The sequence below is a fragment of the Tumidithrix elongata BACA0141 genome (genome assembly GCF_036349135.1).
Lineage (GTDB): Bacteria > Cyanobacteriota > Cyanobacteriia > Pseudanabaenales > Pseudanabaenaceae > Tumidithrix > Tumidithrix elongata.
This window is the reverse complement of the sequence record NZ_JAZBJZ010000041.1, coordinates 1-26,165: the sequence shown is the minus strand read 5'-3', so window position 1 is coordinate 26,165 and position 26,165 is coordinate 1. Positions and strand designations below refer to the sequence as shown.

The following is a 26,165-nucleotide window of genomic DNA, read 5'->3' as shown; positions in this document are numbered from 1 at the left end:
GTTATAACGACCAGTCGAGCAGTTTGACAATGCGATCGGGCAGATAGAGGGAATTAAAGGGCTTGGTAATTACACCGCTAACACCCAAATCACTAAACTTTTTCTGGTCGGAAGTTTGGGCTTTGGCAGTTAAAAAAATCACAGGAATCTCTGCGGTTTCAGGGTATGAATGCAGTGCATGAAAGGTAGCGATGCCATCCATCTCTGGCATACTTGCATCCAACAAAATTACATCTGGTCTTTCGGTACGAGCCATTTGAATGCCTTTGGAACCTGAGCTAGCTGCCAGCACTACCCAATCTGTCGTCATTTGGATACCAAATTGCACGACAATTTGAATGCTTTCTTCATCATCCACAATCAAAATCCGTTTGGTTGGCATAGTCTCTCAACCTTTAGCGATGAATTATGCATTCAATAATGGCAGGGTAAAGCAGAAAGTACTGCCTTTCCCTAGTGTACTCTCTGCCCAAATTCTACCCCCATGGCGTTCGATAATTTTACGGCAGATCGCAAGCCCCAAACCAGTCCCCCCTTTTTGCCGTGATATGGATGAGTCAACTTGTTGAAATGGTTCAAAGATGCTTTCAAGTTTGTCCGATGGAATTCCTTGCCCCTCATCACGAACTCGGAACAACAATTCTTTTACTTTCTCATCTATTGCATTCTTATAGTTCTCATGGGTTTCAGCGGTTAGCCAAACAGTACGATCGAGTGATGAGAATTTGATCGCATTACTGAGAAGATTCGTAAGTACTTGCAAGATGTCATCGAAATCAACCCAGATCTGAGTATCCATAGGCTTTACAGCCAAAACAACCTGATTTTGTTGAGCCAAGGGCTGCATGATCTCTACGGCTTGAGCCATCAAGGTAGAAGCATGATGGGCTTGCTTTTCTATTTTCACTTCGCCAGACTTGATGCGCTGCAAGTCAAGAACGTTATTCACTAACCGAACTAACCGTTCGGTGTTTTCATCAGCAATTTTTAGCATTTGCTGTCCATCCATAGATAGTGTTCCCAAGTGTCCTGTTGCCAAGATCTTGAGCGCACTATGGAGAGATGTTAAGGATGTTCGCAATTCGTGACTAACCACAGCGATCAATTCGTCTTTCATCCACTCATCTTGTCCCTGAATAAACAGCTTTGATGAGGAGTCTGGTCTACGCTTCTGAATTGCTTGATGCGAGTCCGATCGCTTATGTTTAGACATAGATCACCAATAATTTAGGAGAGAACATCCTAGGGAGTGAGTAGAATCAGTTGCTGTCGTTGCAGCGATCGCACATCTTCTAAACTCGCATCTACGGATTGTAAGATTTGCTCGACGTTTTTTTGATTGCCATCACAAGCAAGCAGGAATTTCCATTCCAAATCACTGATGCTAATAATTTGATAGTCTTGATTAAAAAATTTCTGACTCTCACGCCAGCCTTGAATGCAAGGACTTGGCTCTGGTGTTGCAGAGAGCAATTCAGTATCAACGTTCCAATCTTTTTTTGAGATCGGGCTGCGACCTAGAAAGAATTCATAATGGGTAATTACGGATGGATCTAATACTTCAATCAGACGGTAACGTTGGCGATCGCTCAAATTTTTAGCTCTCTCAACCAGTTCTGGCGCTTTACTAATCAATCGGTCTAAATCCCACACCTTTGGGTTAGAAAAGCCAAGGAACTCTAACCCCGAAGCATCAATTAACTCAAACACCGTATTGATGTTGTAATCAATTTCTTGGGGATGCACATACATATCAGCAAAACAAGCATCCCGTTGATTTTCCCACGACCAGCGCTCTTGCTCCCGTTTACGCAACCGATTATCTTCCGGCAAAGAAGCGAAGATTTGGCGTCCTACGGATACACCATCCGCATAATCTCCACGTTTATCTCCTTGCAGCAAAGCGATCGCTTCCTGCATTAACTGAATTTCCCAGCGACCCAGCTCGCCATAGACAAAAATATGCAGCAACCCACCAGGCACGAGCTTTTTTGCCAATGCCTGAATACCCCGAATCGGATCGGGAGTATGGTGCAATACTCCCACACTGTTAATCAGATCGAATTCTCCCTCTAGCTGATCCGCATCAAACAAATTCAGATGATGGAATTCTACCCTTGTCGCGCCTGAACGCTGACAGCGCTCTTTTGCTACCGCCAATGTACCTTCGCTCAGATCGATACCCACAACAAATGCCTCGGGGTTAAGATGTACCAGATACTCTGTACTAACGCCCGATCCGCAGCCAGCATCAAGGATACGAACCTTCGTTTTAGATGGCTTTTGTCCCGTACAAAAATTAGAAGCTGCCAGCCAATTCCATCGCCAGTTATAACCAGGTGGTGGCTCATCTAATAGGGGCTCTGGGGGAAAAGGATAAGTGTTGTAGAGGCGGGCAACGGCGGCGCTAATCGTTTGGGAGTCTGGCATAATGTATTTCTTAGGCTAGTGCTAGATTGATGCTAACATCTTCGGCTACTACCTTTGCAGCGATTTGCGATCGTTACAGATTAACCATAGATCGATTGAATAAAGCAACTTGATATAATTGTTACAGACCGATCGAGTCAGCATCGATACTCTGCTTAATAACTTCTCAGCAATCTTGCCGTTTAGACATTCCAAGAAACCGCAATGCCAGCAAAATTACAAGTAAAACCTGACGATTGTTCTCCATTGGGGCAATTTGTGCTTCAATACTTAGAAGAGCAGGGAATTAGCATGAATCGTCTGGCTGACTTGTCAGGGGTTCCTCAACCTCGTTTGCGAGGAGCCTGCTTTAAGGGAACCTGTCCTACCCCCGAGACCCTCAGGAAACTCGCTAGAGTCATGGGTAAACGGCACTTAGAACTTTATACCTTAGCTTACCAAGGCAGAATTGACCACCTTCCACAAGACGCGGCTGATAGCTCGCTGGATCTCTTGATGCAGGATCTACTTGAAACTGCCCAAGAGCTAGGATTAAAAGCACCTAAAGTTCGTCCCTCTCGCGCAAAGATCTGTAGAGCTTTACTGGAATTGGGCTTTTGGGAAGAGAAAGATGAAGGTGTGAAACAAACTAAGCTTTAATGCCAAACTGTTCGTCACCAGATAATCTTCAAATACAGCTTTTAAATTCATTCTGAATTCTAAAAGTAAGGCTTAATTTATGAATTGGTATTAAGGATTAGAGCACAGTTTATTTAACGTGAATTTGGGATAAGGTATTGAGAACGCAACACAGGGTGTACAAGCGTTCTGGGCGAGCACGCACAATTCGTAGGGGCAGCGGATGGTATGTGCCTGCCCTGATTTGCTGGATAAATGGGATTTTGGGTGGAGAATTTGGCATTTACGGCATCAATAGCTCAGATAAAGGGTTTCAGCTCTTCTTATCCCGAACTGACGTTATTTAGCCAGAGTTTCGGCCTGCCTGCTCCATAAGTCAGCACCTATTAAAAAAGCATAAGGATAAGAAGTTGCTCTTACCCTTATGCTTTTTACTCTTAGACTAGATAGAAGATATCTAACTAGTTCGTAGGATTACCGACGAGGAAGTGATTTCTCGATATCGATGTTTAGAGATGAGATGCGTTGAGCTTGTCCTCCGCGTGGACTAATGCTCTGTGCCATGTCAAGGAAGGCAGAAGGATTGCCTGCGGTATAAGTTTTGGCAGGATTGTAGCTGCGTACAGTAGATTGCCAAACAAATTGAGGGAAGCCAAACTTAGCGCGATAGTAGGCATCGTAGCGAGGAGACTTGATGTTAAAGGGTCTCTCACCAATTGTCTGGCTGGGAAGAATTCTACGACGGTGATAGGGAACTGTATCGTAGCCAAAGTTGCTCAGGTATTCTTCGCTGTTGAGTAGTTCATCAACAAAACCTGCGATACCTTTTGTCATGACTACAGCAGACCAAGCGATTTTTTCGCGTTCGCCATAGACATCACGTCCCAATACCTTTTGCACGGTGTGCTCGACAAAGCGATAATTGCTGTTGAGCTCGTAGAAGCTGGTTCTGTAAGTGTTAGAAAGCAACAAGCCACGAATAAAATCGCGTACTGTGATTTGACCACCACGGAGTTGGGACTCAAGAACGGGCTCGCGATCTGTGGCGAAAGCATGGAAGAAGATTTGGCGATAGGCTACATCGATCAATGTACCCATATCGGAAGGGGAAAGAATGTTATCTGTTGAATAGATCCTAGGACTTTCATCGGTAGGAACATCAAAATTCTTAACTCTTTGGTTTGGAGAAAGAGGGGCGTATTCTAAAAGAGGAATTGTCACAGCTACGAAATCTCCCTTTGCTTGTAAAAAATCTTAAAAAGTTATTTTTGATTTTATAGGAATGGGGGTGTCATTATTCGATCTAGTTTGATAAAGATTACATAACTTAATCAATATATGTAGTTTTATGTGCGCCCAACTTTATCAAACTACATATAGCTTAGGTTCCGCAATCTTACGCATTACTGGTCTTTTGAGCGATCGCCTCTGCCAACTCTCGATAACGGCGCGGATCGCCCTCAGCCAACATAAACCGCTCCTGTTGCTTGCGATCGCACAGTTTTTCTAGAATATTCTGCCAGTCTTGTGCCGATAGGGGTGAGGGACGATCCTCTATTTTTACTTCTGGCTGTGTTTGGAGTTGCTGCTGTGCCAGCCAGACCCGCGCGCGCACTGCTAAACTCGCATCATTCGTAGCCATTTGCTCAAACTGAGCCTGAATTTGCGATCGCCACTCAGGATGCGTTGTGGTAATCGCTTGAGCCAGTGCCTGCAACCCTACAACGGCTGAATAGCGTACAACCCATTCTTCATCCTGTTGAGCGACAAACAGCAAAGCATCCAGAGCTTCTGCCTGAGCTATTTCCAACAGATGATCTGGAAACCAGTACCACTTCATCGTACCTAGTCCTCTGGTCGCAGCCCGCCGAGCGCTGAGCGCAAAGTCAGCCGTTGCCACGCCCAATAAGGTCACTAGCCCTCTAGGGTCGCCAATTCCTGCCAGTGCTCGAATTGCCCAAGCTCTGGCAGTGTAGTTATGCATATCTAGTAGATCTAGCAGTTCTGGCACTGCTGGCTCACCCAGTTGAATTAGACCATCGACCGCTGCCACCGCTGCGCCTGGATTGTTATAACTGAGGGTAGCAATTAAGGTCGGAATAGCTTCATTTAGTTGAGCCGATGCCAAATTTTGTACCGCTTCAATCAAAAGTTTAGAAGAATCTGCTTCTTCTACCGCCCGAATTAAATGGTCAATGCGATCGGTCATGGGGGGAATTAATAAAGTCTAACTTCTACATTCTCACTCTTTTTGCTACAACAATTCGTCCATGAGCGTCATGACTTGTATTGCCCCTTGGGATAAATTGCGTGGGGTAGCGGACTGCACTTGTTTTTCTAACAAACCCTTGAGCGAAATCAGCTTCAGGCTATTTTCTGCTAAAGTTTTTGCGATCGCTTCCGCAGCAGGCAAATAGCCGATCGCACCCAAGTCTGCTAAAACGGCACGGCGTAGTTGCAAGTCATTGTGGGAAAGAGCTTGCACTAGGCGATCGCCATACTGATTAGCAACTTGGTCGTCCGCTGAGAGTTGGTACATGGCTCGGGCAGCAGCATTCTGAATGCGGGGAATCCCGTGATCTAAAAACGTAAGAATGCAGGGGATGGCATCGATCGCCCCTAAAGAGCCCAAAGCTTCTAAAATTGCGTCAAAGGGCTGGGTCAGATAAGGGGGTTCGTTGGCTGGAAGCGTGCCGGGGACTTGGTTGTTTAATAACTCAATTAATCTGGGAATAGAGGTTGGATCCCCCAATGCCTCTAAAGCCTGTGCTGCGGCTTCCCGCACGTAAAAATCAGAGCATTCCAACGAACGGATCAATGCGGGGACGGCTCGGCGATCGCCTAATTTCCCCAATGCTCTCGCAGCGTTACGTCGAAGCGGATAGCCACCCGCATCCGTGCGATCGTCTTCATCTTCTAATGCGGCGATCAATACATCAATAACTTCTGTGGCATCCGCGCGAAATCGACCCAACCACCAAGCGGCATAGACGCGCAATCCCAGATCTTTGCCCTGAAGATTGGCGATCGCCTGCTCAACGGTTAGTTGGTTGTCGTTGGGAATGCCAGATTCATTGTCCATAGAGCAAATCTATCTATCGGAAACAAGCACTTATCATCCCATATTCTAAAACTAACAGGATCCATAGCAGAAATTTCTAGGGTTATAATTAGCAGTCAAACGGGATCGGTCGCTAGCATTTCACAAAAAATAAATAGAGAATTTAGGATTGTGCCGTTATGCGTTTTAACACCACGATGAAAACTGCCTTCACGATCGCGAGCTTTGCCATAGTTGGGTTGAGCCTTACACCGAGTCCCTTCAAAATTGATGCTGTTTCTGCTGAAAATGTTGCCCCATCAGCACTTAACGAACAACTGCTCCAACAGGCTACTTCTACCAATCCCACGATTTCTCAAAGTGCGATCGCGACACTGCGCAGCCAAGGCTATGCTGGCATAGAGGCATTTTGGCAAAAATATCAAACCGAATTTCCCCGCAACCCACAATTGCGATCGGTCTTAGATGCGATCTGCAAGCAAAAAGACTGCGATATGTCTCGTCTTTATTGGTACACAGACTTAGAAGCTGCCAAAGCCGCTGCCAAAGCTAGTGGCAAACCGATTTTATCCCTGCGTTTACTGGGTTACTTAGACGAAGAACTCAGTTGTGCCAACAGCCGCTTTTTCCGAACAGCGCTCTACCCAAATTCTGAGGTTTCTGCTGTACTCCGCGATCGCTTTATCTTGCACTGGCAATCAGAGCGTCCCGTACCCAAGCTAACCATTGACTTTGGCGATGGACGTAAGCTAGAGCGCACGCTTACAGGCAACAGCATTCACTATGTTTTAGATGCCAATGGCGATCCCGTTGATGCCATCCCCGGACTCTATAGCGCTCAAGCATTTTTAGAAAATCTCCTCTTGGCAGAGCAGATCGCTAAGCAGTCCACAAACTTGTCAGGTAGTGCAAAATGGCAGTTGATCGGCAACTATCACCGCGATCGCCTTGCCGCTTTGCAAACGAAATGGAATAAAGATCTAACTAGACTGAGGCTACCGATCCAGCCTTTGATTCAGTCCGCCGCTCCAGTTGACCGAACCAATCCTCCTAGCGCTGAGGTTGCAGGACGAATTCCTATAGGAAAAGCGTTGGTGGAGTTGCCAGTATTACGCCGTACCACCGTTGCTGCACCCACAAAAGAGCAAGCACCCAATACGAAACTCAGCGATGCGAACTGGGAGCGATTATCTAGCCTATATCTCGGTTCCTCTAGCCTTGATGCCAATAGTTTGAAGGTGGTAGAGCGCAAACTATCTAGCCAGCAATCACTGCCTGCCACAGTAGCTAATTTTGAACGGGCGATCGCACAAGATACCGTTCGTAATGAATATCTATTTCACGCCCAAATTCACGATTGGTTTGCGAATGGCACAAGTACAATGCACCTACAAGCGTTAAATCAGCGCGTTTATGCCGAGCTTTTCCTAACCCCTGCCAACGATCCTTGGTTAGGGCTAGTTCCTACCAATGTCTACACAGGGATTAGCGCCAAATAGCAACATCACCCCCCTCTGTAACTACCTACTTGCTCGGAATCGGAAAACCAGTTTCCTCCTTTTGACAGGAGGATAGCTTGGCTGAGCCATTAAAAGTTGCCTATTGAAAGATGAAATTTCTTTGTACTTACTTAATCCGCATCAAAGTTTGGGCGCCGGGAAAATAAGTAGCCCAAGCTTTAGGGTCGGGGTAGTTGATCCAGTTAGCACGCGATACGACAAGTTGCAGTACCATTGCGGCTTGATCCTGATTTTGTGCTGTAATCTTAACAGATACATCCGAGACCAAAATTTCTCGATCGAACGTCATTTGGGCAGCGGTTCTAGCCAGTGTCTCGGCTTTGCGTATTAATACTTCAAAGCTTTCCCCATCTCGAATCGATAATCGCAAATCTACATCCTTATGCTCTGCCCAAGTGGGTAGTGTTGTAGAGAGCAATATTGTGGGAATTAGCGTGATAAAAGCGGCTACGTTTGCCAGAAGTTTAGTTTTCATGTTGACCCTGACTAAAAAATAGCCAAAATAATAGCAAATATTTGAAAAGAATATGTCATATTGTCTGCTATTGAAAAAGCAATATATTTTAGTCAATTATTTCGTCTAGCTGAAGGTTTGTGTAGGGGCGCTATGTCAACAACTCAAGTTCGTAACCTCATCGAAGAAATTAATAATTTATTGAGTCGTCCAATTGGCTCAGTGTCTAGAGGGTTGTCTCCTGAAACACTTCAGCAAAGAGAGCAGCTTAAACATTTGCGATCGCAACTCGAAAGCGCCACAGAAGATCAAGATCTCAGCGAGTTAGAGCGAGAATGCAATCAACTAATTAGTCAAATTAAAGGGGAAGTTCAACCATTACAAGTCCAGCCCTTACAAATTGATACGCTCAGACTAAGTAGACTAGATAAACTAGATATACGTCAGAAATTATCTGAACGTGTGCCTGGACGGCGGGACGCATCTCCACTTGGGGAAGCGGCGATCTTTCCCATTTCTCAACCATCTTTTTTGCGCAATAACTCTGACTTGATTAAGGAGGGTAGCATCATGGCTAACGACACACCTGAATCAAATTTGCCTAGTATGAACGAGCAAATTGTGGCGATCGTACAGCACACAATTCAGCAAACGATTCAACAGGCAGTGCAACAGTCGGTACAGCAATCTGTCGAGCAGAGTCTCAAACAAGCGCTCACGGTAGAAAGGGCAGTTATTGTCAATGAAATTTCTGCTAACTTAAAATCATTTGTCGATACACAACTCGATATCCAACAGCGATCGCAAGCCAACGAAGAACTACAAATTCTCGATCGCAAAAAGCAAGATCTTCGCCAAGAAATTGCCAAACTGGAGGCTGACCGCCAAGCTTGGATGGCACAATTTGCCCAAATTCAGCGATCGCAGCAAGAAGCCTTAGCACAATCACTTCAAGAAACGCTCCATGAAACCGTTACACAAACGGTTAGCCAATCTTTAAACCCACTTTTAACCTCGCTAAATCAAGAGTTGGTACCCGATCCCGATGAATCTGAATCGGCTAGTCCTGACCTGTCGAGTCCAGAGTTTGTGCAACAGGTACAACAGCAAACCGATCGGTTCCTATTAAACTTGGATGCAATGTTCAATGCGACCTTTCGTTCTTTGGAACAAAATATCCATAGCTACAAGGCAACGATAACCGAACAACTCGACCAAATGCAGACCTTGGAGCAGCAAGGCAAGAGTTTGATCGATTCTCTCATCGAACATGTGAGCGAACATGCGAGCGAACATACCAACGCAGTAAATCAAGCTCATGCTAGTGAAATTCCTCCCTCTGTAGAACCAACTCCAGTTGCATCAGCGATCGCCGATCTACCCTCTGATATCGATCCGCGCTATTTCAATACTACACCTGAGTCCATTGATGAAGCCTTAGTGAGTACTTTACTTGCAGGTGGTGATGCTACTAGCCTCTATCCTGAGGTTGTCTTGCAGGAAATGTACAATGCTGGCATGGAAGTTCTCCCTAGCAATCCTATACTTCAAAATGTAGTACCCGAAGAAGCCAGCAAATTTGCCGATCGCCTCCAAGAAGCTCAACTGCGAGCCCATGACTTAGAGCCAGTAATCGTCGAAGACTACTCAGATGCAGAAATTCAAGTCATCGACCCTGACTTCGATCCAAACGCTGTAACCCAACCCTTCGATCTCATTGGTTTGACGGATAGCGTGACAGCACAGCATTTGTCGGATTCTGAGATTGAAGCGAGTCTAGAGATTCCTCCGCAAGCACGAGAAGAACAAGCACAAGAAGAAATAGTTTTCGCATCAGCAAGCCTATCAGAGCAAGATTTATTTTCCCAAGAACCAAGCGGAGATCTGCCACCCTCAAATGAGCATCCCAATGAAGATCCTGCTCTTTTAGAATGGCTAGATAGTCGTCCAGAGTCCCAACTACCGCCAAAACCGTTAGCAAATGACGATGATGAAACCGATCTTACAGCTTGGCTCAACCATAAATCCATTACATTCTCTGCCAGTACTCGGGCTGATGATGCCAAAAAGTTAGGTCGTCCCAACGACACAGACAATGCCGAAAGCTCAGATGAATCTTTGATTCTATTGCCAGATGCTCCTGCTAGAACCCCCGATGTCAGTCAGTGGATTAATGATTCGTTGATTCAAGATCTAGCTGCTGATTTAGAAAATCTTGAATCGGGTAAGGGGTTTAGCCCTGCGATCGCTTCTAATCTCAATCAAGTCATTCGCAATACACCTTTTGCTGCAATCTCCTCGGGTGTCATTGAGCCTCCACGCCAACCTGTGATTCAACTGAGTCAATCGTCTCCTATCGAACCATCTTCAAATGCATTGGAATCGTCGATAGAACAAGATTTAGAATATTTGGAAATCCCTCAAATTGTTGAGAATCCTGAGGATCTTTATGTCGATTCCCTAGAGACCGATGATTGTATATTGCAAGAATCTACGGATTCTTCGGAAGCACTGATTCACGAGCTATTGCAACCTGAGCCATTGCCGCTCAATCCAGAGGTGGAAGCTAATCCCTTTATTTCACCTCCTATTAGTCAAGATAGTTCTGAGCTTTCACCCTTTGACTCAAGTACTTTGTCTGCTCCAGAGTCTAGATTTACAGAATCTAGTTCTCCAGAAGCTGCCAATCTAATCGATGACCATACTTCTGATGTTAGCCCTTTTTCGATTGGCGATCGAGATGATTCCGCCGCCCTGTTTGTGGAAGAAACTCCCAGCCACGCTGAAACTCAAATCACACCTGCTCCCATAGAAGCCTCAGCTCCACATCCTCCGGATGATGCGGAATCAATTTTCGCTGAAGTACTTGCCAGCCAATCGCAGGGAAAAACATCGATTAATACAGTGACGGATGAGTCAGAAGATGAAATTGATGCGCTCTTCTTAGGCTTGCCAGGAATAAGCGGTCATGAAAGCTCTTCCAAACCAGTCTCTGGTGTAATTACAAGTGCAGCAAAGAAAATATTTAACGATACGCTAGAGGCAAAAAATTCTGCGGCGGCATCTTCCGATTCAAAACCATCAACTCCTATTCAGTCTGCTTTAGAGACTGAAGTAAATCCTTCTTCTGATGCATCTGAGCCAGTTGCTAGTGCCGATCTAAGTTCAGATTTAAGTTTAGGTCTAGATCGAGAATTTGAGAAGGTCATGAATGAGCTAGAAAATGATATTAATCGAGGCTTAGATGCGGGACATAGCTCGGAGATAAAGGACAAGATTGAAGTGGAATCCTCTCAAGCAAATCCACTGGAGAGCGAATCGGATGCATCCGATTCTTCGGCTTCTTTGGCGATTGATGAATTTGACGAGTTAGCTCTCATGATTCAGTCTCAATCTAATCCGATCGACTCCTTAACCTCAGAACCTAAGACAGTAGAGGATATCCTTAGTATCTCTGAGGAATTTGAAACGGTTTTGCAAACACTTGCTTTTGAGCAGCTAAGCGACCAGTCTGAGGAAGCTAGCTCAGAAGAAGTTCAAATTACGGATTCTTCAGCAGATGAACCTCCCCTCAGTTTGAGCTTAGACGATCTAGATGGCTTAGGTATAGATGGCTTAGGTATAGATGGTTTAGGTGATGATTTAGGTATAGATAGTCTTGATAGCTTGGGGAATGATTTAGAGGCTCCTTCGTCACCAGCTTTGGTAGATAGGTCTGAGGCAAACCCTTTAGTAGACTTAAAGACTGATTCGGAGGAGGATGATTTCACCCATTTCCTAGACGATCTTGAGGCTGGTTTGCCCTATCCATCTTTTCCAAAGCAGTCTTCTACAGATGCTGTTAAAGATTCTTTAGCCTCTAATCTAACGACTCAAACGATATCCAGCCCAGAGGAAGAATTATCGGCTGAAGATTTTTTTGCATCTTTAGGTGATGATGACTCCAGTGATAGTTTTGACAGCGCTCTCAATGAGTTTGCAGACAGTGTAGATAGTGATATGCCTGATAGTGATTTCCTCAAAACACTAGAAGAGGAACTACTTAACTCTGATTACGACCTGCAATTAACGAATTTTGCTGACTTTGACGATGGTGCCGAGCAGTTGGATAATTCGTCGTGGGAACAGTTTGTTGAGAAGGCTACAACTTCATCGGGACTTGCTATATCAGACAACAGCGATGACAATTTAGACACAGTGCTATTTAGTCTCGATGCGATCGACTTTCAGTTTGAGAACCAACCTGATTTACTTGCAAAATTGGATTTCAAAACAGACGAACGTCCAATGGAAGAGCGTACGCTTGATGTAGAGTCACAGGTGATCGAGTCAGAGAGAGTTGTACCCATTCCACCTGAGCCTCCTGAACCACCCTACAGTATTAACGATACTTGGTTCTTGGGAGTTGATTTTGGCAGTGTTTATATGCGTGCCAGTTTGGTGAATGCTAACACGGGTAGAGTATATCCACTCACCTTGACCAAGGAGGGCGAAAATCTTTCTACACAGATTTTGCTAAATACCGATCTCAGCGACGCTCGCAGCACAGATGATGCACTGAAACAATCGCCAACCGTAAATATTGCTATTTCTCACTTTAAATCTTTTCTCAAGCTAGGCTTACCCTATAGAGGTATCAGTGCTTGGCAGCCAATTTTACAGTGGTCTCATACCCAGCAAATCACGCTCAAATGGCTCATGACAGCTTTGCAAAACTTTTTGGGCAAGATTCAGACAGAAGCTACCCACGCCAAGTTAACCGATGCTAGCGAGATTTTGCAAAATCTGAGTGGTGTGATTTTGGGACATCCGCCCGAATGGTCGGATACTTACGTGCTCAACCTCAGAGAAGCTGTCTTAAATGCAGGGTTGGTAAATCAAGCCGAACAGATCATGGTGATAGACCAAGCGATCGCTCCCGTTTTATCGTTTCTTCATCAAAATCAATCACTTCAGCAAATTACCTTGGCGATCGATGCTGGAGCCGTTACAACCAGTCTCTGTTTAATTAAAGCTTTGGGAGATCCAATCAACCGATCGCATATTTATAGCCGTAGCATTGATTATGCTGGTCTGGGCATCAATCAAGATATTGTGACGCAGTTGCTCTATCCCCATTGGCAAATTGTGACCAATCCTGCACGCGAATCTTGTAACTTAGAGCATTTGACCTTGCCCGATCCGAGCGATCCCGCTCCTGCCCAAAGGGCTTTACTACAACAGACCCTGCTGAGTTCGCCGATAGGACAGCAACTGCTAGAATTTGCCGAACAAATCAAGTTGGATCTCTTTAGCCATCCCGATCGGGTGCAATGGAGTCGCGAACTAGAGGGGCAGCCGCTCACCGTACAGCGTCGTGAGGTAGAGAGCCAAGTTTTGCAGCCATTTATTCAGCGCCTCAATCGTGAGTTAAATCTCCTGTTGAGCATTGCTGGCATGACAGGCGAAGATGTTGCCGAAGTATGGCAGTTAGGCGGAACTATGGCATTTCCTTCACTCTCACGGTGGTTGGTACAAAAGTTGCCCTTTGCCAATATGACCACACTGCCAAGTTCTACTGTGGCAAATGGTCTTGCGATCGCGCCGCTTTTCCCACAATTGCTAGACATTTCACGGCAACAGTACTCAGACTATTTTCTATTGCAGGAAATTTGTCGGTTAAATCTAAAAGAATCCCTGACACCCAAGAGTCTCTTACAACAACTTCAAAATCGAGGCATTAATATCAAAGTCTGTCGCGATCGCATTTTGACCCTGTTGCAAGGCGATATTCCCAATGGTTTATTTCCTTGGCTAGAACCAGAAAAAGAGCTGGTACTTTCCGATCCAACCCTTGTCAACGAATTATTTACAGGTAGGCTGTTTGAGTTGGAAACCGATGGCTCTTACAAACCCAATGTCTTGAAGTTTCAGCAACTCAGCAATTACCTTCATGCAATTTTATGTACGATGCGTCAAACCCTTAATGAGCCCTTGGTCTTTCCAGATTTTAAGATCGCAGTGCAGTCTTAAGCATAAGTAGGAATCCTATACCTATTAAAAAGTCCAGACATTGTCAGGTCTGGACTAGATGAGATTTAAAAGTACCAGCATTCTAGGTAATATCAATGCAGAACCTACGACGACGGCAGCGATCGCGGATACTAAAACTGCGCCCGCCGCACAGTCTTTAGCTACCTTTGCCTGTTGATGATAGGTTTTTCCAACAGTCAGATCTACAACTGCTTCCAATGCTGTATTAAGTAGCTCCATCATCAAGATTGCCGCGATCGTCAAACTAATGATTGCAAAGTCAACCTTGGGTAACTGTATGTACAAACTCAGCCCTAAAACCAAAACACCCATGACGAGATGAATGCGGAAATTGCGTTGGGTTTTGAATGTATAAGCAATCCCTTCACCAGCAAATTTAAAACTGAGACGTAAACTAGTGGCGACCTGCAATGAGGGAGTATGAAAGACAGGAAGATTTGAAGATTTTAGATCTAGCAAATTTGGATCTCGTAAATCTGGATCTGAGGTTGGCTCTGAGAGGTGAGCATTGTCTTGACTAGTTTCGGAGAGGCTTGGGTCTGAAAAACTTTGAGATGTAACGTTAGCTGCCATAAATTTATTTGATTTAGATTTAGCAAGCGAAATGACGTTAGAGAGAACAGAACTGCGTTACAGAGATTTTGTCCAACATGTCTAGATTACCTTCAGTCACACAATTGGTCTAGTATTTTCATGGTCAAAAGCCTAGCTCGATCGCAAATCCGTTACGGCTTCGAATACCTCGGCATTGCGTAGCGATCGCAACATCGCATCTTGCTGTGCCAGCATGCTCTCTAAACTTTCTCGATCTGGATGATCCCATCCCAACAAATGTAGCAATCCGTGGGCTGCTAGCCAAGCAAGTTCCTGCCTAACACTATGCCCCTGCTCGGCAGCTTGGCGCTGAGCAGTGGTGACTGAAATAATAATATCGCCTAGATAGGTAGGTTCGGAATAGGGCTCACTAAGTGTCTCATCAATGAGCTCTTGCGGTACAACAGGGACATCGGCCTCAAGGGCGGCAAATGCTAAAACATCAGTCGGGCAGTCTAGCTGTCGGTATTGAGCATTTAACTTTGCAATCTCAGCATCATCTACGATCAGCAAAGTCACCTCATATTCCCCTACTGCCATGATGTCAGGTGTTAGAGAATCTGCCCACACACCAAACCAGTCTTGCCAATCTTGCTCTTTGACAGGCGAGCGATCGGCGATCGTGGCATCAATATCTACGATTAAATCAATACTCAAGAATCACCCAAAAAATTAATGAAAGACAACTGCAAGCCCTACAAGCAGACCCATCACACCCGCTGTAGTTAAGGCAAAATGAAACAGAGAAGTACCTCGTTTTTTTACCATGTTCCGCATCGCTAGTTTGACATAGCTCCCCTCTTTCTCCTCTGCCTGATCTTTGCTGGCTTGGGTAAAGGGAACATTTGGAGGAGGAGAGTCAGGCATCATGGGCGATTTATCGGTTTGAATATACTTGTTAGATCTTAACTAAACTTTATCACTAACCACTCGATGCGCTTAAAAATGGAATTCTCAGTTTTGGGGATTTTTAAAACTGAATATTTTAAATAAAATTTAAGTAAAATAATACCCAAAACATGAATCTTTACACTATTTGTTCTCAAAACGCATGGATTTGATAGGGGTTCCAGAATATTCGGTCAATATTTAGCAGGTTTGCTTATTGCATTAAGCCTGAATTAAAGTGACAATTAAAGAGTTAGAGGCTGTGCTAATCAATATATATTTAAGGAGCACAATGTTATGGCAGTTGAAAAGGTTAACTCATCCTCAAGTCTAGCTGAGGTGATCGATCGCATCCTTGACAAGGGAATAGTCATTGATGCTTGGGTCAGAGTTTCATTGGTGGGGATTGAGCTTTTATCGATTGAAGCTAGAGTTGTTATCGCTTCTGTAGAAACTTATCTTAAGTATGCAGAAGCCGTTGGTCTGACTACATCTGCAGCTGTACCCGCAGCCTAAGTCCTTAAATATTAGATTGCAAAATCTTGCATTCTAATGGTTAAGAAATAGTCGATCTCACTCCAGTTAGCTATTTAATTTAGCTACTCGTATTCAAGCAAAGATTCTATCTCATAGCTATCTTTGCAACTTAGGGGGGGGACGTGTTTGTGCGTTCCCTTTTTGGTTTTTCCATTCGTGATGCTCGAGGCTCCATCGTGTAAATGATGGGTAGCGAAGGTTCTCTAACGTAGAATTGAATTGATTGAACGATGTCTGGGGGAGTATTTAAGAATATATGCAAGGATTTAGCAAAAGCACGTAAAAGCGCCAGAAACATGAGCTTTACTGTGGATCTTCATCAATGAACGCTCAAAATATTATTTAAAAAGCTCTAAACCGAGATATATCCAAATTCAGTAAGTATTGAGGATAAAACGATGGCTTCTCTAATGCAGATGTTCGCTGAAGCAAGACAAAAAAGATTAGAAGAAAGAGCGGAGTTTATAGCTGAGTTTCAGCAGGAGCAGCAGGCTAGAGCGCAGCAACTTCAAGCTCAGTTTGCTGCCCTTGCCGATGAATTAGCCCAAGCAAGACAAGACCGTTTAGAACTTGAGCAGTTTCGCCAAGAGATGGCGGCTGAGAGTCAAGAAGAACGCTTCCTAGAGTATCAAGTGCGCTCAAGCGAAATCCAATCTCACTTGAGTGAAATCCGACAGACTCGCCTGATCTCCGCTAAAAATCACAGAGTGCAGAGATTTCAAGAAGTATCCACAAGGGCAAGCAAAACCCGATCGCAGCTCAGCCAGATCCAAAGAAGTCGATTGATGTCGGCAACGGCAAAAGCTGCCGCTCGGTTAAATCAAGTCGCCGATCGCGCTGATGCCATACGATCTCACTTAACGCAACTAACAACAATTCGCACAACCACGGCTGCTCAAGCTAGCCAAGCAAGGCATCGTGAAGTCCAACTTCGGACTGCGACGACAAGGCTGCAAATGCGGCAAGCCCAACTCCATCGCACGCAACAGGCAATACAAGACCAAGAACAGCGATCGGAGCAATTTGCACAGTTTGCGGCTGATGTCCAAGGGCAGATTCAACAAACCAGTGGCGATCGCTTTGTGATGGCTGAGACGCTCAACCAGAAATTATCTGATTTTCACACTGAACTGAAGCAGTCTGTATGGGGCGGGTTGAATGATGCAGTGGGAGCCGTAACTGAGGTACAAAAAGAAGCTACGCCGTCCATACCAGAAGTTCCTGTTGTTCCTACCCCTATGGCTAATGTTGCTAGCAATATAAATGCCAACAGAAGAAAGGCTTCACGTCCAAAGCCCAAAAGCTTTGCGAAAAAAGTGATTGAGACACCTCCTGTCGCAGTTCCTCCAAAGCCTATCGAAAATGCCCCTGCAAAAATGCCAGACGTTGTCACTAAGGTAAATGAGGTTTTGCCTGATGTCCCCGTCAAATCTGTCAATAAAGTGGAGCAATTTATCCATGATTATGTGGCGAATCTGGCTGATGGGAAAACGTTGCTGCAAGTGATTAGCGATCGCGACACAGTAAGAGATCTATTGGCTCAAGGAGCAAATCAACTCAAAGTCGATCCGTCTGACATTCTCAATGCACTGTTGCAAATGGCAGAGGGCATTGCAAGTAACGCCTAGCTCTTCTTCTCAAACCCACTAAAGCTTGAAAATTGAACTAGCCTATTTCTCCCAACAAAAAGTCATTCTACTGGTTCTCCAAGCAAGATGTATAGGTGTTTAATTTTCGTTCTTTAACGAAATCGTAAATCTTCGTTTTCATGTTGTCGAGCCCTCGTAGTCCCTTAATTCCTAAATCCATGACCACAGTTCTCCAAGCAAACCCGAGACAATTTGTAAGCACAGAATTTACAAAGCAGATAGTTCGTCGGGCTTTACGCTATTTGCAATCAGGCTTTGCGATCCATTTGCGCGGCCCCGCAGGTACAGGGAAAACCACCTTAGCCATGCACCTAGCGGGGCTGCTTGGTCGTCCCATGGTTTTGATTTATGGCGATGAAGATTTACGGTCTTCACAATTAATTGGTTCTTCATCGGGGTACACGCGCAAAAAAGTTGTAGATAACTACATTCACTCAGTGCTCAAAGTCGAAGACGACATGCGTCAAAGTTGGGTAGACTCCCGACTGACTTTGGCAGCAAGGGAAGGCTTTACGCTCATTTACGATGAATTTAATCGTTCTCGCCCTGAGGCAAATAATGCGCTCTTAAGCACGTTAGAAGAAAAGCTGATTGTTCTACCACCAGATAGCTCTCAATCTGAGTATGTGCGAGTCAATCCTTTATTTCGTGCCATCTTTACCTCTAACCCCGAAGAATATGCTGGCGTTCATCCCACCCAAGATGCACTGCTCGATCGCATGGTTACCATTGATATTGGCGAAGCTGATATTGATACTGAAAAGCAAATTTTGGTCACCCGCGTAGGTCTAGATCGAATACAGGCATTAAAGCTACTGAATCTAATTCGCAGTTTCCGCTACAAGGCAGAGCAAACCAAAACATCCAGCCTGCGTGTTTGTCTAATTATTGGGAAAATCTGCCAAGATCATGAGATTCCCGTATCGGGGCAGAATGCCGATTTTCGTGCGCTCTGCTTTGATGTGTTACTGTCTCGTTATGGCAAGTCTGCTCAAATCGCAGAAATCCTAACTCATTTACTCGATCAACTCCCATAATGACTCAAGCAATTAAAAGCAGTGTCAATGGTTCTTCCCTTGCTGACATCCTAGAGCGAGTCTTGGATAAAGGAATTGTGATTGCAGGCGACATTACCGTATCGGTTGGTAATGTGGAATTATTGAGTATTCGGATTCGCCTTTTAATTGCTTCTGTTGATAAAGCTAAAGAAATTGGGATTAACTGGTGGGAATCAGATCCTTACCTATCCAGTCGTAGCCAAGAGTTAATGGTGGCAAATCAACAACTCTTAGAACGGATTACCCTTCTAGAAAAAGAGTTAGCATTAGTTAAACAAGCCAGCTTGCCTGAAGCTGAAGAGAAGTAAGACTTAAGTGTTTTCCATAAGGGATTTGCCATAAAGTTAAAGTCACAATCTTGGCTTTGACCCAATTCGACATCGCTCACCGCCACCCGCTCAGCCAAAACTTTGAGACGCTGATTATAATTCTGGCGAACAGTTTCCTAACATAACTGCAACTGCAAAATCATTGAGAATCGTAACGTTGAGTCAAGATTTACAGTCTGACATCATTGAGAATAAAAGAATCTTTTAAAGTCACCCCCTAGTGACTGTCAATCGATTTTCAAACCTTTGATTAATCTTAAGGTCTGCGATCGCAGACAGATTAATGTATCCAAAGTTACAAAATACCAAGAATATGATCCCTACTATGTTTTTTGGTAGATTAAAACCCCCACTAAAAAGTCTTTAAGGATATAGCATGGCTAAGACTCCCCAAGATGTCTTGAGAATGATCGAAGAACAAGACATCAAGATCATTGACCTCAAGTTTATTGATATGCCAGGTATCTGGCAGCACTGCTCTTTTCATCGTAGCTTGATTGACGAGAGCTCCTTTACGGAAGGTGTTGCCTTTGATGGCTCTAGCATTCGCGGTTGGAAAGCAATCAATGCATCCGATATGGCAATGGTTCCCGATCCAGACACAGCTTGGATCGATCCGTTTATGGAAGTGCCGACACTGAGCATGATTTGTAGCATTGTCGAGCCTCGCACCAATGAGCCCTACGATCGCTGTCCTCGCGTAATTGCTAAAAAAGCAGTAGAATTTCTTGCCAGCACTGGACTAGGCGATACAGCTTTCTTTGGTCCAGAGCCTGAGTTCTTCATGTTTGATAGTGTCGAATACGATCAAACCATGAACTCCAGCTATTACAAAGTTGACTCGGCTGAAGGGCTTTGGAATACTGGACGCACTGAAGCAGGCGGCAATTTAGGTTACAAAATCCGCAACAAGCAAGGTTATTTCCCCGTTCCACCTCTAGATTCTTTTCAAGATATCCGCACCGAAATGCTGCTGACTATGGCAGACTGCGGCGTACCGATTGAAAAGCACCACCACGAAGTTGCCACTGGCGGTCAAGCTGAGCTAGGCATCAAGTTTGGCAAGCTGATCGAAGCTGCCGATTATGTCATGACCTACAAATATGTGGTCAAGAATGTCGCCAGACGCTATGGCAAGACAGTTACCTTTATGCCTAAGCCAATTTTTGGTGACAATGGCACGGGCATGCACACCCACCAATCGATTTGGAAAGACGGTCAGCCCATGTTCGCTGGTGACAAGTATGCAGGCTTGAGTCAAATGGCATTGCACTACATCGGTGGCTTGCTCAAGCATGCCCCTGCACTGTTAGCAATTACGAACCCCACAACCAACTCTTACAAGCGTCTCGTACCAGGGTTTGAAGCTCCCGTTAACCTTGCCTACTCTCAAGGTAACCGCTCCGCTTCTATCCGCATTCCACTGTCTGGTACCAATCCTAAAGCCAAGCGTTTAGAGTTCCGTTGTCCTGACCCCACTTGCAACCCCTATCTAGCCTTTGCGGCAATGTTGATGGCTGGAATTGATGGGATCAAGAATCAAATCGATCCTGGCGAACCTCTTGATGTGGATATCTACGAACTATCCCCTGAAGAACTCGCGAAGGTTCCTTCTGCTCCCGGTTCTTTGATGGAGTCCCTTGAAAATCTCAAGAACGACCATGACTTCTTACTAGCTGGCGGTGTATTCACCGAAGACTTCATCAATACTTGGATTACCTACAAGTTAAACAATGAAGCCATTCCTATGAATATTCGTCCTCACCCTTACGAATTTAGCCTGTACTACGATTGCTAAAATTGTAGTTTTTATTTGTATTTTATCGAGCCGTCTTTCGAGACGGCTTTTTTGTTTCGCCTTTTATGTAGGTGCAACAGTGCTAAAGGCCAAATACCTTTTCAGCCAAATATTTGGCGATTCGTTCCGATGCACCCCCTGTTCCCATGCGTTGTTCGCCATTACTTACAGCCAGTTGAAAATAGTCAGGATCTTGCAAAATTTTTGTGACCACATCGGCAACTCTAGAAGGCTTATCCACCAAATTAATCGAGCAGCCCAGTAACCTTGCCTGATCTTCGGCAAATTGGCGCGTAAACTGAGGGCCACTGCCCGCGATCGTGATTACGGGCTTCCCTAAACCCACCAGTTGCTCTGTTGCTGTACCTGCCATCGCTAAACCTAAATGGCATTGATGCAGACAATCACTGAATCCATTAGATACCAGTTTGAGCTTGGCATTTTGCATTTTAAATGTGACTTCATCTAGTCGCAGCCAACCTTTTTGCATGAGAATTTGAGACAGAATATCAACATCCAGATCGGGGGCGATCGCCGCTAGAAAATTTACTGTATGGGGGATCGCTCTTACCAAAATTTGAGCGCAGAGCAAAAGGCTGTTCCAATTCTCATAGGCTTCAGGGGGGCGAGAACCCGGCAAAATCGTCACTGCCCATTCATCTGGGCCAACGCCAAAATCTAGACCTTTGGGTTCTAGCCCATCCATCATGGGATTCCCCAGATATTGAACGGGTAGGCGAAATTGTTTGTTTAATAGATCGGCAGTCAATTTATCCCGCACAAATACGGCTTTACAACGGCGACTTGCCATGAGTGATCGCTCCCAAGGGAAAAAATAAGAGCCGCCCCAAGGCTTGGGCACACCATACAAACTACTTTTTTGATCTCGCCAGAAATATTCTGATTTTGCCGTTGCCACAAATACAAAGTCACATCCACCAAATAGCGAGGGGAGCCAAGCGAACAACAAGGGAACGATATCGCCCACAGCAAAAACCAGGCGCTTTTGCTTCTTATTTCTCGACCATTGCCAAGCTACCTGCAATTGCGTCCATGTCAGTTTGAGTAGGCCACTGCGCATATCTTTGTAAAGATGCTTGCTATCCATGCGCACAAATCCTCCCGAAGGCATGGCTTGGGTAGCTTGCTCGACAATGGGAAGATTCTGATTGCGATAGGCATGACCCACACCAACCAGAGGCAGTGCGATCGCAGAGATGCCTAATTGCTCAAGTTCTAAACAAATTCTGGCAGCAATCTGATCTTCTCCATGACCATTGCTAATACATAGAATTTCCACGTTCTTTGAATTCCCTAAGCATCCCAAAGTTTGCTGATATTCTTCTCCAATCTTGCCTCGGCTTCCTCAAAAACTTGGGCAGAGTTTTCTAGCATCTCACCTTGATGTAGCTCTAGAATTTTTGTGGATAGCGAGATACGGTTACGGGACTCATCGACCTCCATGACCACAACCTTGATCGTTTCCCCTTCTTTAAATACAGAAGTAATGTCGCTGACATACTTTTGACTGATTTCTTTGACGTGCAGCAGTCCTGATACGCCACCAAAATCTACAAAAGCCCCGAAAGGTCGAATACTGCTGACCTTACCTGTCACCAACTGACCTTTCGTAAGTTGACTCATGGCAGAAGCCTGTGCTGCCAGTCGGTTGGACAAAATTAGTTTGTTGCGACTCTCATCGATTTCGACTAGTACGACGGGGATCGTCTTGCCGATCAGACCTGTAAAGTTGTTTTTATCTACGAGATGCGATCGCGGAATAAACCCGCGCAACCCCTCTGCCTCAACCACAACGCCCCCTTTGTTGGCATTCACCACTCGGCAGTCAAACACCTTGGACTCGGCTTGATAGGTCAGCAAAATATCCCAAGCTAGTTTCATTTGCAGGCGACGAATGGACAGCTTTACCTCGCCATCTTCGTTTTGCTCGCGAATAATTAAGAATTGTTGCTCAGTCCCGATCGGCAAGGTTTCTGATAATCGTTTGGTCGAACCCAATGAAGCTTCATCAATGGGTAAGAAACCTAGTGATTTTGCCCCAATATCGATGTAGCTGCCATCACTCTCGTGCTGGACGACTTTACCAGTAACGATTTGTCCGACGTTAAATTCATAGTCGTGGGCAGCTAGGGCATTGGCAAAATCACTAGCAGAGAAGGACTGAGAAGATCTTTGGACACTCATGAAGTTATAGACAAGCGTTAATTTTCCTTAAGTTTACCTATTCTAGACTGATTCTCTCACTGCAATGTCGGATGCATTAGACTAGAAAGCACAGCACTCAAATTAAGATCGCAATTTTAAGGAGCAATCGACAGTGAGGTTCTCTGCAAAACGGACATTTTGGCAAAGAGTTCAGACTCTGATTATCGGTGTGGTTGTGTGTCAAAGTGCAATCACCTTCATACCGAGTGCTGCAAACGCAGCGAAAGACGGAGAACAGGCACAAATTAGCTATAGCGAACTGCTGACCAAGGTTAAAGAAAACAAGGTCAGTAAGGTAGACATTGATAGCACGCAATTATCTGCCGATGTCGAATTTAAAGATGGAACCAAGGTCAAAGTTGACTTGTTTGCTAGAGATAGCAACGCCGAACTGATGAAGACTTTGCGCGAGGGCAATGTTGATGTTGCCGTGAAATCACCGCAACAACCCACAATCCTATGGCAGTTAGCCAGTACCTTTTTTGTACCGATTGTGCTGATTTTGCTCCTGTTTGTGGTGCTGCGTCGTGTGAGTAATGCCCCAGGTGGCCCCACCCAAACTTTAAATTTTGGCAAATCAAAAGCCAGATTTTCCCCTGAAGCAAAAACAGGCGTGATCTTTGATGATGTCGCTGGGGTTGATACGGCAAAAGAGGAACTGCAAGAGGTCGTGACTTTTCTCAAGCAGCCCGAACGGTTTACAGCCGTGGGGGCAAGAATTCCTAAAGGCGTGCTTTTAGTGGGCCCTCCCGGAACTGGGAAAACCCTGCTGGCAAAAGCGATCGCTGGCGAAGCGGGTGTACCCTTTTTCTCCCTATCTGGCTCTGAGTTTGTGGAAATGTTTGTGGGTGTCGGGGCATCGCGGGTGCGCGACCTTTTCCACAAAGCCAAAGAGAATGCCCCTTGCATTGTATTTATTGACGAAATTGATGCCGTCGGCAGACAGCGCGGTGCGGGAATTGGCGGCGGTAACGACGAACGGGAGCAAACCCTAAACCAACTGCTCACCGAGATGGATGGTTTTCAGGGCAATACAGGTGTGATTATCATCGCTGCTACCAACCGTCCTGACGTTCTCGATAGTGCCTTGCTGCGTCCTGGTCGGTTCGATCGCCAGATTACCGTGGACTATCCCAGCTACAAGGGACGTTTAGAAATCCTCAAGGTTCACGCACGCAATAAGCGCATTGATGAAAATGTCTCGATTGAGACGATCGCCCGTCGCACCCCCGGTTTTGCTGGGGCAGACCTAGCCAATGTCTTAAACGAAGCCGCCATTCTTACGGCTCGTCGGATGAAAGAAGCGATTACCGAGCTAGAGGTTGCCGATGCGATCGATCGCGTCACGATCGGCATGACCATGAAGCCCCTACTCGATAGTGTCCAAAAGCGGTTGGTTGCGTACCATGAAGTTGGTCACGCCCTGTTACAAACCCTACTCAAGGATGCGAATCCCTTGGATAAGGTCACAATTATTCCGCGCTCTGGTGGGGTGGGTGGTTTTTCTAAGGCTCTACCTTCGGAGGAAATGGGGCTAGAGAGTCGCTCAGCGATTCTTGCCATGATTACCATTTCTTTAGGGGGACGTGCTGCGGAGGATGTGATTTTTGGTGACTCTGAAGTTACCATCGGTGCATCGAGTGACTTTGCCAATGTGGCGAGGCTAGCAAGGTTAATGGTGACGCAACTAGGCATGTCAGAGCTAGGTTTGGTAGCACTAGAAGGTCAAAACAATGAGGTGTTTTTAGGTCGAGACTGGACACCCCGTTCTGAATATTCGGAAGAGATTGCCAGCAAAATTGATAAGCAAGTACGCACGATCGCAAAGCAATGCTATGACACTGCGTACAAAATTATCAAGGAAAATCGCGACCTCTGCGATCGCCTCGTGGATACTTTGTTAGAAGTGGAAACGATGGATGGTGAAGAGTTCCGTAAAATCGTGGCCGAATATACGGAAGTACCCGAAAAACAAATGGAAGCTCTGAAGTTTTAGTTGAGATCCCTCGTAGAGACAATTCATGAATTGCTTCCATGAGGGATTGCTTTTGATCACAGTTCACGAATTACCCTATGACCGCGATCGCTTACCTTGGCCCCTCTGGAACCTATGCCGAAGCTGCGGCTTTAAAATACCAAGCCCTTTATCCACACTTACATCCAGAATCCAAGACATCACCAATCCTCTGTCCCTATCCTTCTATTCCCAAGGCGATCCAAGCTGCTGCTTTAAAGGAAGTCGATCTAGCGATCGTGCCTGTCGAGAATTCCATTCAAGGTGGTGTGACAATGACCCTCGATAGCCTTTGGCAATGGCATCAACTTCAGATTCAGCAGGCACTCGTATTACCGATTGAGCATGCACTGATTACGCAAGCCAAAACACTCGCAGACATAAAGGTTGTCTATTCTCATCCCCAAGCCCTAGCGCAATGCCAGCATTGGCTAGAGGAATTTGTTCCCCAAGCTCAGTTAGTGCCTACCGACTCAACGACTGAGGGGTTAGAGGTTGTGTCAACGGATTCTACGCTGGCGGCGATCGCTTCGCAACGCGCTGCTGAGATGTATAAGCTCCCTACACTTGCCTGCCCAATTAACGATCATCCTGACAACTGCACCCGATTTTGGGTTTTGGGTCTTACCCCTCCTACAACCAAAGGTAGTCATACCTCTCTTGCCTTTAGCGCTCAGAGAAATTTACCTGGTGCATTGGTCAAGCCCTTGTCGGTATTTGCCGATCTCGGGATTAATTTAAGCCGCATTGAGTCTCGCCCCACGAAGCGATCGCTGGGTGATTATGTCTTTTTTATCGATATCGAAGCCTCTGTAGAGCAACCCTTTGTCCAAGAGGCATTACAAGACCTCGTTCCTTTAACCGAAACCTTAAGAATCTTTGGTAGCTATAGCATTGCCGACTAGCCTACATTATTCATGAGAACCCAAAAGAGAATAAAAATCAAGAAAAAAGGA

Annotated in this window: 22 protein-coding genes; 10 read left to right on the top strand and 12 right to left on the bottom strand. The window is 45.4% G+C overall.

The genetic code is table 11. From position 1 onward, the window contains the following. Nucleotide 1 precedes the first annotated feature (1 nt). Genes V2H45_RS11750 through V2H45_RS11740 form a run of 3 tightly spaced genes read right to left on the bottom strand, consistent with a single transcriptional unit; the run spans nucleotide 2 to nucleotide 2,430 of the window. Complete coding sequence (locus V2H45_RS11750; RefSeq protein WP_330483843.1) at nucleotides 2-382, bottom strand: response regulator; 381 nt, start codon at nucleotides 380-382, stop codon at nucleotides 2-4. Nucleotides 383-406: 24 nt separating this feature from the next. Beyond that, nucleotides 407-1,213 (bottom strand): sensor histidine kinase, encoded by an 807-nt coding sequence (locus V2H45_RS11745; protein ID WP_330483842.1) that lies wholly within the window; start codon nucleotides 1,211-1,213, stop codon nucleotides 407-409. A gap of 29 nt (nucleotides 1,214-1,242) precedes the next feature. Then, the gene (locus V2H45_RS11740; RefSeq protein ID WP_330483841.1) at nucleotides 1,243-2,430 is read right to left on the bottom strand and encodes a class I SAM-dependent methyltransferase; all 1,188 of its coding nucleotides are present in this window, start codon (nucleotides 2,428-2,430) and stop codon (nucleotides 1,243-1,245) included. A 204-nt stretch (nucleotides 2,431-2,634) separates the two neighbouring features. Between V2H45_RS11740 and V2H45_RS11735 the strand changes: the two genes are divergently transcribed. Further along, nucleotides 2,635-3,069, top strand: a complete 435-nt coding sequence (locus V2H45_RS11735) for a helix-turn-helix domain-containing protein (protein WP_330483840.1) — start codon at nucleotides 2,635-2,637, stop codon at nucleotides 3,067-3,069. A 453-nt stretch (nucleotides 3,070-3,522) separates the two neighbouring features. Here the strand turns inward: V2H45_RS11735 and V2H45_RS11730 are convergent, their stop codons facing one another. The 3 genes from V2H45_RS11730 to V2H45_RS11720 all read right to left on the bottom strand — a co-directional run bounded on the left by V2H45_RS11730 (nucleotide 3,523) and on the right by V2H45_RS11720 (nucleotide 6,130). Continuing rightward, on the bottom strand, nucleotides 3,523-4,269 hold the full coding sequence (locus tag V2H45_RS11730) for a phycobilisome rod-core linker polypeptide (RefSeq protein WP_330483839.1): 747 nt from the start codon (nucleotides 4,267-4,269) through the stop codon (nucleotides 3,523-3,525). A 175-nt stretch (nucleotides 4,270-4,444) separates the two neighbouring features. Next, nucleotides 4,445-5,257 (bottom strand): HEAT repeat domain-containing protein, encoded by an 813-nt coding sequence (locus tag V2H45_RS11725; RefSeq protein WP_330483838.1) that lies wholly within the window; start codon nucleotides 5,255-5,257, stop codon nucleotides 4,445-4,447. 45 nt (nucleotides 5,258-5,302) lie between these two features. After that, the gene (locus V2H45_RS11720) at nucleotides 5,303-6,130 is read right to left on the bottom strand and encodes a HEAT repeat domain-containing protein (RefSeq protein WP_330483837.1); all 828 of its coding nucleotides are present in this window, start codon (nucleotides 6,128-6,130) and stop codon (nucleotides 5,303-5,305) included. A 158-nt stretch (nucleotides 6,131-6,288) separates the two neighbouring features. On the opposite strand from V2H45_RS11720, the gene V2H45_RS11715 reads away from it, so the two are divergent. Beyond that, nucleotides 6,289-7,608, top strand: a complete 1,320-nt coding sequence (locus tag V2H45_RS11715) for a hypothetical protein (RefSeq protein WP_330483836.1) — start codon at nucleotides 6,289-6,291, stop codon at nucleotides 7,606-7,608. Nucleotides 7,609-7,735: 127 nt separating this feature from the next. Here the strand turns inward: V2H45_RS11715 and V2H45_RS11710 are convergent, their stop codons facing one another. Further along, entirely contained in the window at nucleotides 7,736-8,104 is a 369-nt protein-coding gene (locus V2H45_RS11710; RefSeq protein ID WP_330483835.1) for a hypothetical protein, read from the bottom strand. A 132-nt stretch (nucleotides 8,105-8,236) separates the two neighbouring features. Between V2H45_RS11710 and V2H45_RS11705 the strand changes: the two genes are divergently transcribed. Continuing rightward, complete coding sequence (locus tag V2H45_RS11705; protein ID WP_330483834.1) at nucleotides 8,237-14,095, top strand: hypothetical protein; 5,859 nt, start codon at nucleotides 8,237-8,239, stop codon at nucleotides 14,093-14,095. 54 nt (nucleotides 14,096-14,149) lie between these two features. On the opposite strand, the gene V2H45_RS11700 is transcribed toward V2H45_RS11705, so the two are convergent. The 3 genes from V2H45_RS11700 to V2H45_RS11690 form a co-directional block, all read right to left on the bottom strand. Continuing rightward, complete coding sequence (locus V2H45_RS11700) at nucleotides 14,150-14,689, bottom strand: diacylglycerol kinase family protein (protein ID WP_330483833.1); 540 nt, start codon at nucleotides 14,687-14,689, stop codon at nucleotides 14,150-14,152. A gap of 132 nt (nucleotides 14,690-14,821) precedes the next feature. Next, on the bottom strand, nucleotides 14,822-15,367 hold the full coding sequence (gene ybeY, locus V2H45_RS11695) for an rRNA maturation RNase YbeY (RefSeq protein WP_330483832.1): 546 nt from the start codon (nucleotides 15,365-15,367) through the stop codon (nucleotides 14,822-14,824). A 15-nt stretch (nucleotides 15,368-15,382) separates the two neighbouring features. After that, nucleotides 15,383-15,577 carry a DUF3285 domain-containing protein gene (locus V2H45_RS11690; RefSeq protein ID WP_330483831.1) on the bottom strand — a complete coding sequence of 65 codons (195 nt, stop codon included), beginning with the start codon at nucleotides 15,575-15,577 and terminating at the stop codon, nucleotides 15,383-15,385. Between the two features lie 318 nt (nucleotides 15,578-15,895). Here V2H45_RS11690 and gvpA point away from each other — a divergent pair, with 318 nt between their 5' ends. From gvpA to glnA, 5 genes are all read left to right on the top strand, one after another. Then, nucleotides 15,896-16,114 carry a gas vesicle structural protein GvpA gene (gene gvpA, locus V2H45_RS11685; RefSeq protein WP_330483830.1) on the top strand — a complete coding sequence of 73 codons (219 nt, stop codon included), beginning with the start codon at nucleotides 15,896-15,898 and terminating at the stop codon, nucleotides 16,112-16,114. A gap of 419 nt (nucleotides 16,115-16,533) precedes the next feature. Further along, nucleotides 16,534-17,763, top strand: coding sequence for a coiled-coil domain-containing protein (locus V2H45_RS11680; RefSeq protein WP_330483829.1), 1,230 nt, complete (start codon nucleotides 16,534-16,536; stop codon nucleotides 17,761-17,763). A 179-nt stretch (nucleotides 17,764-17,942) separates the two neighbouring features. Beyond that, nucleotides 17,943-18,821 (top strand): gas vesicle protein GvpN, encoded by an 879-nt coding sequence (gene gvpN / locus V2H45_RS11675; RefSeq protein WP_330483828.1) that lies wholly within the window; start codon nucleotides 17,943-17,945, stop codon nucleotides 18,819-18,821. Beyond that, on the top strand, nucleotides 18,821-19,150 hold the full coding sequence (locus V2H45_RS11670) for a gas vesicle protein (protein WP_330483827.1): 330 nt from the start codon (nucleotides 18,821-18,823) through the stop codon (nucleotides 19,148-19,150). Before gvpN ends, V2H45_RS11670 begins: the two co-directional genes overlap by 1 nt. A gap of 397 nt (nucleotides 19,151-19,547) precedes the next feature. Further along, complete coding sequence (glnA, locus tag V2H45_RS11665) at nucleotides 19,548-20,969, top strand: type I glutamate--ammonia ligase (RefSeq protein ID WP_330483826.1); 1,422 nt, start codon at nucleotides 19,548-19,550, stop codon at nucleotides 20,967-20,969. Between the two features lie 82 nt (nucleotides 20,970-21,051). Here the strand turns inward: glnA and V2H45_RS11660 are convergent, their stop codons facing one another. Both V2H45_RS11660 and V2H45_RS11655 read right to left on the bottom strand, forming a co-directional pair. Next, on the bottom strand, nucleotides 21,052-22,269 hold the full coding sequence (locus V2H45_RS11660) for a lipid-A-disaccharide synthase-related protein (protein WP_330483825.1): 1,218 nt from the start codon (nucleotides 22,267-22,269) through the stop codon (nucleotides 21,052-21,054). A gap of 14 nt (nucleotides 22,270-22,283) precedes the next feature. Continuing rightward, the gene (locus V2H45_RS11655) at nucleotides 22,284-23,174 is read right to left on the bottom strand and encodes a S1 RNA-binding domain-containing protein (protein ID WP_330483824.1); all 891 of its coding nucleotides are present in this window, start codon (nucleotides 23,172-23,174) and stop codon (nucleotides 22,284-22,286) included. Nucleotides 23,175-23,307: 133 nt separating this feature from the next. On the opposite strand from V2H45_RS11655, the gene ftsH reads away from it, so the two are divergent. After that, complete coding sequence (gene ftsH, locus V2H45_RS11650) at nucleotides 23,308-25,191, top strand: ATP-dependent zinc metalloprotease FtsH (RefSeq protein ID WP_330483823.1); 1,884 nt, start codon at nucleotides 23,308-23,310, stop codon at nucleotides 25,189-25,191. Nucleotides 25,192-25,268: 77 nt separating this feature from the next. Further along, nucleotides 25,269-26,114 (top strand): prephenate dehydratase, encoded by an 846-nt coding sequence (gene pheA / locus V2H45_RS11645; protein ID WP_330483822.1) that lies wholly within the window; start codon nucleotides 25,269-25,271, stop codon nucleotides 26,112-26,114. Nucleotides 26,115-26,165 lie beyond the last annotated feature (51 nt).

Excerpts from the sequence above, each read along its gene's own strand:
- V2H45_RS11750 (WP_330483843.1), bottom strand. The coding sequence starts at position 382 with ATGCCAACCAAACGGATTTTGATTGTGGATGATGAAGAAAGCATTCAA.
- V2H45_RS11745 (WP_330483842.1), bottom strand. The coding sequence starts at position 1,213 with ATGTCTAAACATAAGCGATCGGACTCGCATCAAGCAATTCAGAAGCGT.
- V2H45_RS11740 (WP_330483841.1), bottom strand. The coding sequence starts at position 2,430 with ATGCCAGACTCCCAAACGATTAGCGCCGCCGTTGCCCGCCTCTACAAC.
- V2H45_RS11735 (WP_330483840.1), top strand. The coding sequence starts at position 2,635 with ATGCCAGCAAAATTACAAGTAAAACCTGACGATTGTTCTCCATTGGGG.
- V2H45_RS11725 (WP_330483838.1), bottom strand. The coding sequence starts at position 5,257 with ATGACCGATCGCATTGACCATTTAATTCGGGCGGTAGAAGAAGCAGAT.
- V2H45_RS11720 (WP_330483837.1), bottom strand. The coding sequence starts at position 6,130 with ATGGACAATGAATCTGGCATTCCCAACGACAACCAACTAACCGTTGAG.
- V2H45_RS11715 (WP_330483836.1), top strand. The coding sequence starts at position 6,289 with ATGCGTTTTAACACCACGATGAAAACTGCCTTCACGATCGCGAGCTTT.
- V2H45_RS11710 (WP_330483835.1), bottom strand. The coding sequence starts at position 8,104 with ATGAAAACTAAACTTCTGGCAAACGTAGCCGCTTTTATCACGCTAATT.
- V2H45_RS11705 (WP_330483834.1), top strand. The coding sequence starts at position 8,237 with ATGTCAACAACTCAAGTTCGTAACCTCATCGAAGAAATTAATAATTTA.
- V2H45_RS11700 (WP_330483833.1), bottom strand. The coding sequence starts at position 14,689 with ATGGCAGCTAACGTTACATCTCAAAGTTTTTCAGACCCAAGCCTCTCC.
- V2H45_RS11690 (WP_330483831.1), bottom strand. The coding sequence starts at position 15,577 with ATGCCTGACTCTCCTCCTCCAAATGTTCCCTTTACCCAAGCCAGCAAA.
- gvpA (WP_330483830.1), top strand. The coding sequence starts at position 15,896 with ATGGCAGTTGAAAAGGTTAACTCATCCTCAAGTCTAGCTGAGGTGATC.
- V2H45_RS11680 (WP_330483829.1), top strand. The coding sequence starts at position 16,534 with ATGGCTTCTCTAATGCAGATGTTCGCTGAAGCAAGACAAAAAAGATTA.
- gvpN (WP_330483828.1), top strand. The coding sequence starts at position 17,943 with ATGACCACAGTTCTCCAAGCAAACCCGAGACAATTTGTAAGCACAGAA.
- V2H45_RS11670 (WP_330483827.1), top strand. The coding sequence starts at position 18,821 with ATGACTCAAGCAATTAAAAGCAGTGTCAATGGTTCTTCCCTTGCTGAC.
- glnA (WP_330483826.1), top strand. The coding sequence starts at position 19,548 with ATGGCTAAGACTCCCCAAGATGTCTTGAGAATGATCGAAGAACAAGAC.
- V2H45_RS11655 (WP_330483824.1), bottom strand. The coding sequence starts at position 23,174 with ATGAGTGTCCAAAGATCTTCTCAGTCCTTCTCTGCTAGTGATTTTGCC.
- pheA (WP_330483822.1), top strand. The coding sequence starts at position 25,269 with ATGACCGCGATCGCTTACCTTGGCCCCTCTGGAACCTATGCCGAAGCT.